Source organism: Actinokineospora sp. (genome assembly GCF_050699995.1).
Lineage (GTDB): Bacteria > Actinomycetota > Actinomycetes > Mycobacteriales > Pseudonocardiaceae > Actinokineospora.
On record NZ_JBOHGC010000323.1, the window covers coordinates 1 to 12069 of the forward strand.

At 69.8% G+C, this 12069-nt stretch carries 16 protein-coding genes; 1 reads left to right on the forward strand and 15 read right to left on the reverse strand.

Annotation, left to right across the window (positions count from 1 at the left end; translation table 11 throughout):
- The 14 genes from yajC to ACRDSQ_RS16010 form a co-directional block, all read right to left on the reverse strand.
- A partial coding sequence (gene yajC, locus ACRDSQ_RS15945; protein WP_431421992.1) for a preprotein translocase subunit YajC occupies nucleotides 1–355 on the reverse strand: 355 nt, incomplete at its 3' end.
- Nucleotides 356–468: 113 nt separating this feature from the next.
- Nucleotides 469–1524 carry a Holliday junction branch migration DNA helicase RuvB gene (ruvB, locus tag ACRDSQ_RS15950; protein ID WP_431421993.1) on the reverse strand — a complete coding sequence of 352 codons (1056 nt, stop codon included), beginning with the start codon at nucleotides 1522–1524 and terminating at the stop codon, nucleotides 469–471.
- Nucleotides 1524–2114, reverse strand: a complete 591-nt coding sequence (gene ruvA / locus ACRDSQ_RS15955; protein WP_431421994.1) for a Holliday junction branch migration protein RuvA — start codon at nucleotides 2112–2114, stop codon at nucleotides 1524–1526. Before ruvA ends, ruvB begins: the two co-directional genes overlap by 1 nt.
- On the reverse strand, nucleotides 2111–2695 hold the full coding sequence (gene ruvC, locus ACRDSQ_RS15960; RefSeq protein WP_431421996.1) for a crossover junction endodeoxyribonuclease RuvC: 585 nt from the start codon (nucleotides 2693–2695) through the stop codon (nucleotides 2111–2113). Before ruvC ends, ruvA begins: the two co-directional genes overlap by 4 nt.
- A 192-nt stretch (nucleotides 2696–2887) precedes the next feature.
- Nucleotides 2888–3565, reverse strand: coding sequence for a hypothetical protein (locus ACRDSQ_RS15965; protein WP_431421997.1), 678 nt, complete (start codon nucleotides 3563–3565; stop codon nucleotides 2888–2890).
- On the reverse strand, nucleotides 3562–4572 hold the full coding sequence (locus ACRDSQ_RS15970; RefSeq protein WP_431421998.1) for a WXG100 family type VII secretion target: 1011 nt from the start codon (nucleotides 4570–4572) through the stop codon (nucleotides 3562–3564). The genes ACRDSQ_RS15965 and ACRDSQ_RS15970 overlap by 4 nt, the downstream gene beginning before the upstream one ends.
- Nucleotides 4569–4892 carry a hypothetical protein gene (locus ACRDSQ_RS15975; RefSeq protein WP_431422000.1) on the reverse strand — a complete coding sequence of 108 codons (324 nt, stop codon included), beginning with the start codon at nucleotides 4890–4892 and terminating at the stop codon, nucleotides 4569–4571. Before ACRDSQ_RS15975 ends, ACRDSQ_RS15970 begins: the two co-directional genes overlap by 4 nt.
- Nucleotides 4892–5323 carry a YbaB/EbfC family nucleoid-associated protein gene (locus tag ACRDSQ_RS15980; protein ID WP_431422002.1) on the reverse strand — a complete coding sequence of 144 codons (432 nt, stop codon included), beginning with the start codon at nucleotides 5321–5323 and terminating at the stop codon, nucleotides 4892–4894. Before ACRDSQ_RS15980 ends, ACRDSQ_RS15975 begins: the two co-directional genes overlap by 1 nt.
- Nucleotides 5324–5409: 86 nt before the next feature.
- Nucleotides 5410–7152 carry a metallophosphoesterase gene (locus tag ACRDSQ_RS15985; RefSeq protein WP_431422003.1) on the reverse strand — a complete coding sequence of 581 codons (1743 nt, stop codon included), beginning with the start codon at nucleotides 7150–7152 and terminating at the stop codon, nucleotides 5410–5412.
- 141 nt (nucleotides 7153–7293) lie between these two features.
- Nucleotides 7294–7806, reverse strand: a complete 513-nt coding sequence (locus ACRDSQ_RS15990; protein ID WP_431422005.1) for a DUF4262 domain-containing protein — start codon at nucleotides 7804–7806, stop codon at nucleotides 7294–7296.
- 92 nt (nucleotides 7807–7898) lie between these two features.
- Entirely contained in the window at nucleotides 7899–8651 is a 753-nt protein-coding gene (locus ACRDSQ_RS15995; protein WP_187221096.1) for a YebC/PmpR family DNA-binding transcriptional regulator, read from the reverse strand.
- Nucleotides 8652–8661: 10 nt separating this feature from the next.
- The gene (pdxT, locus tag ACRDSQ_RS16000; RefSeq protein ID WP_431422007.1) at nucleotides 8662–9282 is read right to left on the reverse strand and encodes a pyridoxal 5'-phosphate synthase glutaminase subunit PdxT; all 621 of its coding nucleotides are present in this window, start codon (nucleotides 9280–9282) and stop codon (nucleotides 8662–8664) included.
- A 36-nt stretch (nucleotides 9283–9318) separates the two neighbouring features.
- Nucleotides 9319–9627, reverse strand: coding sequence for an AzlD domain-containing protein (locus ACRDSQ_RS16005; protein ID WP_431422009.1), 309 nt, complete (start codon nucleotides 9625–9627; stop codon nucleotides 9319–9321).
- 175 nt (nucleotides 9628–9802) lie between these two features.
- Nucleotides 9803–10489 (reverse strand): AzlC family ABC transporter permease, encoded by a 687-nt coding sequence (locus ACRDSQ_RS16010; protein WP_431422011.1) that lies wholly within the window; start codon nucleotides 10487–10489, stop codon nucleotides 9803–9805.
- 73 nt (nucleotides 10490–10562) lie between these two features.
- On the opposite strand from ACRDSQ_RS16010, the gene ACRDSQ_RS16015 reads away from it, so the two are divergent.
- Nucleotides 10563–11120, forward strand: coding sequence for a helix-turn-helix domain-containing protein (locus ACRDSQ_RS16015; protein ID WP_431422013.1), 558 nt, complete (start codon nucleotides 10563–10565; stop codon nucleotides 11118–11120).
- 34 nt (nucleotides 11121–11154) lie between these two features.
- Here ACRDSQ_RS16015 and pdxS read toward each other — a convergent pair whose 3' ends face one another.
- Nucleotides 11155–12066: a pyridoxal 5'-phosphate synthase lyase subunit PdxS gene (pdxS, locus tag ACRDSQ_RS16020; RefSeq protein WP_431422015.1), complete on the reverse strand. Its 912-nt coding sequence runs from the start codon at nucleotides 12064–12066 to the stop codon at nucleotides 11155–11157.
- Nucleotides 12067–12069 lie beyond the last annotated feature (3 nt).

The following is a 12069-nucleotide window of genomic DNA, read 5'->3' on the forward strand; positions in this document are numbered from 1 at the left end:
GGGCGGTGGAGCCCGGGGTCTCGGTGGTCTCGGCCTCGGTCGCCTCGATGTCCTCGTCGGCTTCGTCGGTCAGGTCCTCGTCGTCCTCGACATCGGGGCCGACCTTCTCGCGGACGGCCTGACGCAGCCAGCTGGTCTCCACGCCGGGCGCGATCTCGATGCCGATCGTCGCGTCGTCGGAGATGTCGGAGACCGTGCCGTAGAGGCCGGAGGTCGTCATCACCCGGTCGCCGACGGCGAGCGAGTTCTGCAGCTCCTGCTGCTGCGCCACCATCTTCTTCTGCCTGCGCGAGCCGAGGATCAGGGGGATCGCGAGCACCGCCACGAGCAGCAGCGGGAGCAGAGCCTGGTTCATTTCACTCCGTTTCGGGAACGTTCCCCGATGCGGGAAAAGTCCGATTGTTCGGGGTTTGCCTCACCCGAGTGTGCCAGGTGCCAGCCGCTTCATCACAGCTCACACGTGGTCGATCACTCGTCGAACAGGGTAGGCCCCGCCTGGCCGAAGGCTTCGATCGGGGCGGGCAGACCCAGGTGCGTCCACGCCGCCGCGGTCGCCACCCGCCCGCGTGGCGTGCGCGCGAGCATCCCCGCGCGGACCAGGAACGGCTCGCACACCTCTTCGACCGTCGTCGATTCCTCGCCCACTGCGACCGCCAGGGTCGACACACCCACCGGGCCGCCGCCGAAGGACTTCACGAGTGCGCCGAGAACGGCCCGGTCGAGCCGGTCGAGCCCCAGGTCGTCGACGTCGTAGACCTTGAGCGCGGCCTGGGCGACCTCGCGGGTGACCGCGCCGTCGGCCCGGACCTCGGCGTAGTCGCGAACCCGACGCAGCAGCCGGTTCGCGATGCGGGGTGTTCCCCGAGAGCGACCCGCGATCTCCTCGGCGCCGTCCTCATGCAGGTCGACGCCCAGGATGACCGCGGAGCGCCGCAGCACCCGCTCCAGTTCGTGCGGCTCGTAGAACTCCATGTGCGCGGTGAAGCCGAAGCGGTCGCGCAGCGGGCCGGTGAGCGCGCCGGAGCGGGTGGTGGCGCCGACCAGGGTGAACGGCGCGATCTCGAGCGGGATGCTGGTGGCGCCGGGGCCCTTGCCGACGACGATGTCGACCCGGAAGTCCTCCATCGCCAGGTACAGCATCTCCTCGGCGGGCCGGGCGATGCGGTGGATCTCGTCGATGAACATGACCTCGCCCTCGACGAGGTTCGACAGCATCGCGGCCAGGTCGCCCGCGCGTTCCAGGGCGGGGCCCGACGTGATCCGGATCGGCCTGCCCAGCTCGGCGGCGATGATCATGGCGAGGCTGGTCTTGCCGAGCCCGGGCGGGCCGGAGAGCAGGACGTGGTCGGGCGGCGAGCCGCGCCGGGTCGCGCCCTGCAGGACCAGGTCGAGCTGCTCCCGCACGCGGGGCTGGCCGACGAACTCGGAGAGCCGTTTGGGTCGCAGGGTCGCCTCATCCTCGCGTTCCTCCGGCTCCGCGACCGGGGACAGCTGCGACTCCCACTCGTCCATGTCGGGCTCCATCAGCGCTTGCGGCCCAAGGTGGCCAACGCCTTGCGCAACACCGCCGACGTGTCGCTGACGCCGTTCTCGGCCAGAACGCCGTCGACGGCCTGCTCGGCGAGCTTGGCGGCGAAGCCGAGCCCGACGAGCGCCTCGACGACCGAGCCGCGGACCTGGCCCGCGGGCGCGGCGGGCGACTCGCCGGACGGGACGGTGCCGACCTTGTCGCGCAGCTCGATGATCAGCCGCTCGGCGCCCTTGCGGCCGATGCCCGGGACCTGGGTGAGGATCGTGATGTTGCCGTCGGCCAGCGCGGCGCGCAGCTGGTCGGGTTCGAGGACGGCCAGGGTGGCCAGCGCGAGCCGCGGTCCGATGCCGGACACGGTCTGCAGCAGGCGGAACAGGTCGCGTGCCTCGGTGTCGGCGAAGCCGAACAGGGTCAGCGAGTCCTCACGCACGACCAGGGCCGTGGCCAGCGAGGTCTCCTCGCCGCGGCGCAGCGTCGCGAGGGTGTGCGGGGTGGCCTGCACGGCGAGCCCGACCCCGCCGACCTCGACGACCGCGTGGTCGAGTCCGACCGCCGCCACTGTGCCTCGCACGGAGGAGATCACTTCGTCACCGTCCTGATTTTGGTTGCCTTGGCCGCGGCGGCCAGCCTCGCACGGTGCGTGCGGGCGATCTCCGCCGCCCTCGCCTCGGCCTGCGCCATCCGGTCGCGCATCGGCGCCCGCCACAGGTGGCAGATCGCCAGGGCCAGCGCGTCGGCGGCGTCGGCGGGCTTGGGGGCGGTGGTGAGCCCGAGGATCTTGGTGACCATGGCGGTGATCTGGGCTTTGTCCGCCCGGCCGGACCCGGTGACGGCGGCCTTGACCTCGCTCGGGGTGTGGAACATGACCGGCAGCCCGCGGCGCGCGGCCGTGAGCGCGACGACGCCTGCGGCCTGGGCGGTGCCCATGGCTGTGCGGACGTTGTGCTGGCTGAAGACCCGCTCGATGGCGACGATCTCGGGGCGGTGCTCGTCGAGCCAGGCCTCCAGTCTGTCGGCGACCTTGAGCAGGCGCACCGCGAGGTCGTCGTCGACCGGGGTGCGGATCACGTCGACCGCGACCGCGCGGACCGCTCGCCCGGCGCCGCCGTCGACCACCGCGATGCCGAGGCGGGTCAGGCCAGGGTCGACTCCCAGCACGCGCACTCTTCCTCCTTGAACACTCGTTCGAGAGCGTACCGAGGCGAAGGCGGGGCTTGATCGGGGACACGCCGGGATGCGAGAACACGAAACGAGCCGCAGGGATCGAGAGATGCCATTCCCCGCCGCTCGCAGGCGACGAGGGCCGAGAGTTCTCCAGGCTGTGGCGAGGAGTGCGGGACGTCCAGGTGACGACGCTCAGCCCGATCCGGCCAACGCCATGGCACCGGCTTCGTCGGTCTGGATCCGGGCCCACGACCCATCACCGAACTCGACCCGCACGAACCGTGGCCCGCCGCCGAACTCCGGCACCATCGGCTGTTTCCACCGGACAACGCTTCGCAACGCCTGCCGACCCATCTCGAACGGGACCTCCAGCACCGCGTCATCGGGTCGCTGGTCCAGCGGCGGACGCCGAACGCTGTCCGCCAACTCAGTCGCGGTCGACTTGACCAGCTTCCCCACGCCGCGCATCAGGTTTCCGAGGCCTGGCTTGGCCTTGATCGCCGCGAGCACTTTCTCCGACTCCTCGGCAGCGGACGTCGTATCCCGCAACACCAGGACAGCGACCCGGTGCGAGGTGATCGCCAGCCACGCGTGCTCGGTGCCGACCGCGCGGTACATCGCCACCGCGGCGCACGACGGGTCGCCGCCTCGGACCGCTACGTGGCCGTGGTCGGTGGTCTCGTCCACCCACGAAGCCACGCGGTCGACCGCGCGGGCACCCACTCCGGGCGCCGTCGGATGGCCGTCCTCATCGAGGCCACGCACCTTGTATTGCTCCCGCATCAATTGGCGGGCAGGCGCCAGCACCTGAATGACGTCGCCGCGCAGCCACGGCCCCGCCCGCAGGGCGACCAGGTCGTCGAGGGTCACTGAAAGCCTCGATCCATGTTGTCCTGGTTGCGCTGTTCACGCTGGTTCTCGCCCACGGCTTCCTCGCCCGCCTCGGTAAGGGCTTGGTCGGTGGCCAGTTCGGTGCCGCTGTCGAGTGCCGTCTTGCCGGGTTTCATGCCAGTCAGGCCGGTCGCGCCCCTCACCGCCATGGACATCGGGTCGAGGTAGCGCAGCGCGGTCCGCGCGCCCGCCACGCGCAGGCCGGTGCGGACCAGGAGGCTCTGGGCCTTGATCGCCTCTTCGATGGCTTTCTTCAGTTCCTTGAGGTGCTTGAGGGCCTTCACCAGCCACTGCAGCGCCTTGCTGATCTGCGTGAGAATCCGCGACAGGGTGATGCTGACCCTCGCCGCCGACGTGGCCCAGGCCGCCGCGACCGAAGCACCGAAGGAGATCGCGGCGGTGGCCAGGGCCGCCAGCCAGGTGATGATCAAGCCCTCGACGAACTCGCGCACGATGTCGACAAGGATGTCCCACAGGCCCTCGAAGAAGTCGGCGATCTGGTCGAGGTGCTCTTTGAGTTGCAGGCAGGAGTCCGCGAGCGAGCGCAGGCCGTCCTGGAACTCCTGCTTCTGCCTGCTGTGCGCCTCGGCTGCCTCGCCCTCCCAGTACTGCCGCAGACCCTCCTGCTCGCGCGCGTCGGATTCGGCGAGGCCATTGACGAACTCGGCCATCTTCTGCCAGCCCGCACCGGTCGCCCGCATCTGCTCCGGGTCGCCCGTGACCTGCTCGAACAGCGGCCGGAACGGGTACATGCACCACTCGACCAGAAAGCCGAGTCCGTTGTCCCAGAAGCCCTGCATGGGGTGCGCGAGCAGATCGTCGACTTCACGCTTGACGCTGACGCCGGCGACGAACACCTGCGGCAGCGACGAGGCATCCTGGAAATCGGCGACCGCGGCCCTGGCGTCGCCTGCCGTGTCCGCCACGTCGACTTGCGGCCTGGCGGCCTGTCCCGCGTCGGCGGTCCCGAACATCGGCTGACTCATGCCCCGCCCCCCGCGGCCGTGGTGAACGCCGCGGCCAGGGCTTCGTCGAGGCTCTGGTAATCGTCCGCGCACGAGATGACGCAATCACCGGCGGAGCGCAGATACTCCGCCGCCTTGCCCACGTTCTCCTCCACAGCGCCGACCATGTCGTCGTACCCGGTGAAGAACCCGGCGGTCATGCCGATCAGGCCGAAGCAGTCCTCGGTCGCCCGCGCCTGCTGGATCTGCTCTTTGAGGCCGTCGATGACTTGGGCGCGGTTCTCCTCGTAGCGCCCCTTGGCGTGCAGGGCCTGTGGGCTCACCTGGAACTGGCCTGCCATCAGAATGAGTCCCTCCTGCCGAAGAGGCGGTCCTGGCTCATGTCGTCGTCCTCAGGTTCGACGGTCTTGGGCACCGTGCCCGCCTCAGGGACATCCGGGATCTGGGATTGGGCGGCCTTGACCGCCTCCTCGTACCGGTCGCCGATGATCGGCCGCATCGCCGACTCCAGCTTGGCGGCGGCGTCCGCGCTTGCCCGGTGGATGGTCTCCACGATCACCGATTGCAGCCTGCGCGCGCCCAGGTCGACAGACCGGTCCGACAGTTCGAGCGACACCAGCGCCCCGCCGGGCGCCACGACAGCGCTGACCGCGCCGTCGCCGCTGCGGGCGACACCTCGTGCGGTGGCGACGATCTCACGCAGATGCTCGGCCTGTGCCAGCGCGCTGTTCTTCTGCTCCTCCGCTTGGCGGAACCAGTCCTCTGCGCTCATGTCCACTCCCGTCACGGCCGTTCGGTGGTGACCAGCAAGCTATCGAACGACGCGACGCCGCACGGGCTGAACGGACGAAGTCGCCGCTACCGGGTGTCAGCGGTGCGCGAGATCTTGATCGGCTTTTCGATCAGCTCCGGGCTCAGCGGGTCGCATTCGGGCTTGAGCCACGGGAGGTGCCGTTCGGCGTCGGGGTCGGTGACCCAGGAGCGGCAGGTGGTCTCGAGTTTGATCGGGAAGACCGTCAGGCCGCCCTGGTCGTCGATCCGCAGGCGGAGGAATCCCTTGTAGTCCTCGATGCTCTGGCCCGCCATGACCTCGTTGAGGTTGATCCCCAAGCGGCTGGCGATCATCAGGTACACGGCGACCAGTTCGGCGTCGACGAAGCCGACGAGCAGCGGGGTGCCGACCATGACGATCACCAGCGTCGCCCAGTCGCCGACCGGCCCGTCGGGCAGGACCGAGCTGTAGAGCCAGATGACGACGAACGCCCAGGCGACGCTGAGCAGGACGTGGCCTGCCGCGTGCAGGACACCCGCGATCGACGCGGGCCACCCCCGTTTGGGGTCCTCGATCCTGGCGAACGCCAGCGCCCCGAGGACCAAGCCGAAGCCGACCACGATCGCCGGTGTCCAGCTCGCGACGAGACCGAAGAAGCCCTCCGGGCCATGACTGCCCAGGGTCTGCACGAGTCCATAGAGGACAGCCAGGGTCATGAAGGTCTGGAAGATCCCGGTCATGGCCCAGAAACCGGGGTTGCGCCAGGGAAGCCGGAAGATCCCGGCGGCGAACCGCTCCGAAGTCCAGCGGTCCGGGTAGCGCTCGGCCATCTCGTAGTCGGCGGGCGCCGACGGCTCACGGACCCGTGAGGTCGGCGGCGGCAGGACCAGTTTCTGGGGCAGCTCGTGGGTCGCGGCCAGGTAGGCGCCGCCGAGCCCACAGGTGATCCGCTGCCGGTCGCCGCCATGCTCGGCGTAGCGGACGTAGTGGTGTTTGTCGCCGGAGAGCATGACGCGCACCGAAGCGCCCTGCGAGCGGACGATCTCGCGGTCGAAGAACTCGAAGGTGTCGTAGCTCTTGGTGTGACCACCGGACCCGGCGTCGACCCAGGCGGGCGCCGAGGTGCAGAGGATGACCCCGTCGCCGGGGCGCAGCTCGGCCGACGCCCGGCGGAAGTACTCCAGCTGCGGGGCGTCGATGTAGTCGTCGAACTGGGTGTCGATGGCGAAAAGCCACCAACGGTGCGGCAGCTCGATAGCGAAGTACGACCGGGTCTGCTCGGTGTCCCACCCCCCGAAGTTGCGCTTCTGGGCGAAGACGCGAAGGAAGGAGGTGAGGCCGTCGTACCAGTCGTGGTTGCCCGGCAGGGCGAAGAGGGTGGGGGCGTCGCCGTTGAGCGCGGGGAAGGCGGCGCGGTAGACGCCCTTGGTGCGGTCCTCGTAGTTGCGGGTCGACGCGGAGGGGTAGACCTGGTCGCCGCCCATGATCAGCAGCCGGCCGCGGGGCAGCTCGTGCCCGTCGATGTCGAGCTTCTCGGCGGCCAGCAGCGTGGCGACGGAATAGGTGGCGTCGAAACCGTCCCCGACGTCGGCGACGAAGTCGATCCAGAGTTCGTCATCGTCGTCGTAGCGGTGGACGGACGCGGGGAGGCTGCCCTGGAGCTCGCGCTTGTCGGCGTAGGAGCCGAAGATGGTGGCGATCACGGACTGGATGCCGGTGCTGATCAGCACCTTCGGGGCGAGCCAGCGGACCGCGGGCTGCGGTATGAAACCGAGGTCGGTTTCGGCGCGGGTTCGCGGGCGGGGTCGGGAGCGGGGTGCTGGGGTCATGGGCCTCCTCTCGTGCCGGAAGCCTAGCGACGTGATCACTCTCGGGTGACGGCCGTTCGGTCAATGTTCGGCGAATGGCCTATCGACCTGCCGTGGGCGTGGACGTAGGTGGTTAGTGTGCGGGTGCGCCTGTGTGGGTGGTCAGGGGCCGTCGATGCCGGGGCGCCAGCTTTCTGGGCGGCCGCTTTCGGTCAGGATCGGTTGCCACTGGGCGAAACCGGCGGGGGCGTCGGGGCTCCACGGCCAGTGGCCCTTGGGGGTGGCGACGATGAGTTGCAGCGCCGGGAACTCGCCGGAGGGGTACAGCAGGAACGCGCTTCCCAGAAACTCCGGGTAATAGGCGCGGTGGACACGTTCGACGACCACCGGCACACCGTCGAAGAAGTCGAGGTAGGGCAGGCCGGGGAAGAACCGCTCCCCCGAGGCGGCGCGGCGGACGTAGAGGTCGATCAGGGGCTGGGCCATGTCCACCGGCAAGCCGATGACGACCGCTTCCGGTGCGCCGAAGCGGCGCCAGGCGCCCACCGAGAACGCGTAGGGGGCGCCGTTCTCGTCGCCCTCGATTTCGATGACGGCGTGGCCGTCCTGGTCCGCCGTGCGCAGCAGCCACTCGCGCAGGTTGTTGTCTTCGGCGGTGGCGCCGTCCAAGGCCATGCGCACTCCTCGTCGGTGGGGAATCGACTCGGGGAACAAAGCGGCCCGGGCAGCGAACCCGCCCGGGCCGTTCAGTTCAGCTTGCCACGATCTCAGGCGTCGACGGCGGCCATCACATCGTCGGAGACGTCGAAGTTGGCATAAACGTTCTGGACGTCGTCGGAGTCTTCGAGGGCGTCGATCAGTTTGAAGATCTTGCGGGCGCCCTCGGCCTCCAGCTCGACCGTCACCGACGGGACGAAACTCGCGTCCGCCGACTCGTAGTCGTAGCCCGCTTCCTGCAGCGCCTTGCGCACGGCGACGAGGTCGGTGGCCTCGGAGATGATCTCGTAGCTCTCACCCAGGTCGTTGACCTCCTCGGCGCCCGCGTCGAGGACCGCCATGAGGACGTCGTCCTCGGACAGGCCGTTCTTCGGCAGGACCACAACGCCCTTGCGGTTGAACATGTACGCCACGGAACCCGGGTCGGCCATGGAGCCGCCGTTGCGGGTCATCGCGATGCGCACCTCGCCCGCGGCGCGGTTGCGGTTGTCGGTGAGGCACTCGATCAGCACGGCCACGCCGTTGGGGCCGTAGCCCTCGTACATGATCGTCTGCCAGTCGGCGCCGCCCGCCTCCTCGCCACCGCCGCGCTTGCGGGCGCGCTCGATGTTGTCCTGCGGGACCGAGTTCTTCTTCGCCTTCTGGATCGCGTCGAACAGCGTGGGGTTGCCGTCCGGGTCACCCCCGCCGGTGCGGGCGGCGACCTCGATGTTCTTGATCAGCTTCGCGAAGAGCTTGCCACGCTTGGCGTCGAGGGCGGCCTTCTTGTGCTTGGTTGTCGCCCACTTGGAGTGGCCGCTCATCTCTCCTCCGTCATGATTTCCGAACGATGTCCACGAACAGGCGGTGCACACGGTGGTCGCCGCCCAGTTCCGGGTGGAACGCGGTGGCCAGCACATCGCCCTGCCGAACGGCGACGATCCTACCGGCGGCGGCACCGGCGGCAGGCGTATCCGGAACCGTAGCCAACACCTCGACGGCGGGCGACGCGGACTCCACCCAAGGCGCACGGATGAACACCGCGTGCATCGGGCCGCCGTCGATCCCGGCGACGTCGAGGTCCTCCTCGAAGGAGTCGACCTGCCTGCCGAAGGCGTTGCGGCGCACGATCATGTCGAGCCCGCCGAGCTGGTGCTGGTCGGGGCGGCCGTCGAGGACCTTCTCGGCGAGCAGGATCATCCCGGCGCACGAACCGTAGGTCGGCATGCCCTCGGCGATCCGGTTGCGCAGCGGCTCGAGGAGTTCGAAGGTCTCCAGCAGGCGGGAGATCGTGGTGGACTCCCCGCCGGGCAGCACGAGCCCGTCGACCTCGGCCAGCTCCGACTGCCTGCGCACGGAGATCACCCGGGCGCCGCCCTCGGTCAGGGCGGCGGTGTGCTCCCGAACGTCGCCCTGCAGCGCGAGGACACCGATCAGCGGACGGTCAACGGACATCGAACCCTCTCCCACGTGTGGTTTTCCAGCTTAGTCTCACGCCACCCCGGCCAGCCGGAGCAGCGCGGCGGTCGCGGCCGCGGCGGCCACGACGACGACGAACGGCGCTTTGCGCCAGGCGAGCACGCCCCCGACCAGGACCCCCGCGGGCAGCGCCAAGCCCGCGAAGGACGGGCCTTTGGCCAGTGAAGACGTCGCCACCAAGGCGACGAGCAGGACGATCGCGGCGGTGGAGAGCAGCTCGCGGATGTGCTCGGGCATGGTGACCCGCTCCCGCAGCAGGACGCCGCCGAAACGGAAGGCGAACGTGCCCAGGGCGAGGACAAGAATCGGGACGAGCGTCATGCGGACACCTGCCCTTTCCGCGAGCGAACAGTTCCGGCGGTGACTCCGTTGGCGGAAGGCGGCGCGACGGCCGGACGAATCCGCGTAGGGACCACGCGGACACCTCCACCCTCGGCCGCGACGGCGAACTCACTCGCCGGGCGGGGCGGGAGGGCTGGGGGCAGGGGCACGGGTGTCATGCGGGGACCTCCACGTTCTTCCGGCGCGGCACCGCGAGCAGGCCGAACAGCGACAGCAGCACCGGCACCCCGGCGGGCAGGAACGGTGTCGTGGCCAGGGCGATCGCCGCGCCGATCAGGGCGGGGCGGAGCTTGCCGCTGTCCTTGAGCGCGGGCAGGACCAGCGCGAGCATCACGGCGGGGAACACCGCGTCCAGGCCGAGCAGGTCCGGGTCGCTCACGAGCTGACCGGCGAGCGCGCCGCCGAACACACCGACGTTCCACGCCACGAACAGCGACGCCCCGCAGGCCCAGTAGGCGGCGCGGGCGCGTCGGGCGTCGGTCTGGGCCATGGCGAACGCGACCGACTCGTCGATCAGCAGGTGGCTTCCCAGGATCCTGGCGGGCCAACTCCGGCCGATGACATCGCCGACCGCCAGACCGAACGGGAGGTGCCGCGCGTTGAGGACCAAGCCCCCGAGCACGGCGGCGATCGGGCTGCCGCCAGCGGCGACCACACCGATCGCCATGTACTGCGAGCCTCCCGCGAAGATCAGCAGGGACATCACCACCGGGACCCACAGCGCCGTCCCGGCCGCGACCGAGATGGCGCCGAAGGACGCCCCGTTCACCGCCGCGGCGAGGGCGATCGCCAGCACGCCACGCCACAGCTCGGCATCGAGTGTTCGCCATATCGAACGCATGTGTTTTATCCTGAACCCGAGCCCGAGTGTTCGTCAAGGCGAACACGACGACTGTCACACCGAACGGAGAGAGATGGACCAGCGCGGCGCGCCGTTGGAGGTCATCGCCTACTCGCTGCGGCGGGAACGCGAGCGGATCGGCCTGTCCCTCTCGGAGCTGGCCAAACGCGCGGGCATCGCCAAATCCACGCTCTCGCAGCTCGAAGCGGGTGCGGGCAACCCGAGCGTCGAGACACTGTGGGCGCTCGGCGTCGCACTGGGTGTCCCGTTCAGCAGGCTGGTCGACCCACCCAAACCCAAGGTCCAGGTGATCCGGGCGGGTGAGGGGCCGGTCGTCCACTCCGAGCGCGCGGACTACACCGCGACCCTGTTGGCGTCCTGCCCGCCGTACGCCCGCCGCGACATCTACCTGATCACCGCCGAGCCGGGCAGCAAGCGCGAGTCCGACCCGCACATGCCCGGCGTCATCGAGCACGTCGTGATCGTCTCGGGCCGGGCCCTGGTCGGCCTGACCGACGAGCCGATCGAGATCGCGACCGGTGACTACGTCGCCTATCCGGGTGATCTCCGGCATGTGTTCGAAGCCCTCGAACCCGGCACGACGGCCTGCATGGTCTCCGAACACGTGTGACGGGTGGCCCGAACGGGCCACCCGCCGACGGACCTCACCAGCCGCGCTGGGCCAGGCGGTGCGGCTCCGGGACTTCCTCGACGTTGATACCGACCATGGCCTCACCCAGACCGCGGGAGACCTTGGCGATCACGTCGGGGTCGTCGTGGAAGGTGGTGGCCTTCACGATGGCCTCGGCGCGCTGGGCCGGGTTGCCGGACTTGAAGATGCCGGAGCCGACGAACACGCCCTCGGCGCCGAGCTGCATCATCATCGCGGCGTCGGCCGGGGTGGCGATGCCGCCCGCGGTGAACAGCACGACCGGCAGCTTGCCCGCCTGGGCGACCTCGCGGACCAGCTCGTACGGGGCCTGCAGCTCCTTGGCCGCGACGTAGAGCTCGTCCTCGGCCATGGTCTGCAGCCTGCGGAGCTCGCCGCGGATCTTGCGCATGTGGGTGGTGGCGTTGGAGACGTCGCCGGTGCCCGCCTCACCCTTGGAGCGGATCATGGCCGCACCCTCGGTGATGCGGCGCAGGGCCTCGCCCAGGTTGGTCGCGCCACAGACGAAGGGCACGGTGAACTGCCACTTGTCGATGTGGTTGGCGTAGTCGGCCGGGGTGAGGACCTCGGACTCGTCGATGTAGTCGACGCCGAGCGACTGCAGCACGCGGGCCTCGACGAAGTGGCCGATGCGGGCCTTGGCCATGACCGGGATCGAGACGGCCTCGATGATGCCGTCGATCAGGTCGGGGTCACTCATCCTGGCCACGCCGCCCTGCGCGCGGATGTCGGCCGGGACGCGCTCGAGCGCCATGACGGCCACGGCGCCCGCGTCCTCGGCGATCTTGGCCTGCTTGGCGTCGACCACGTCCATGATCACGCCGCCCTTGAGCATCTCGGCCATGCCGCGCTTCACGCGAACGGTGCCGGTCTCGGCGACGGGAGTGGTGGTCTGTGCGTCGGACACGAT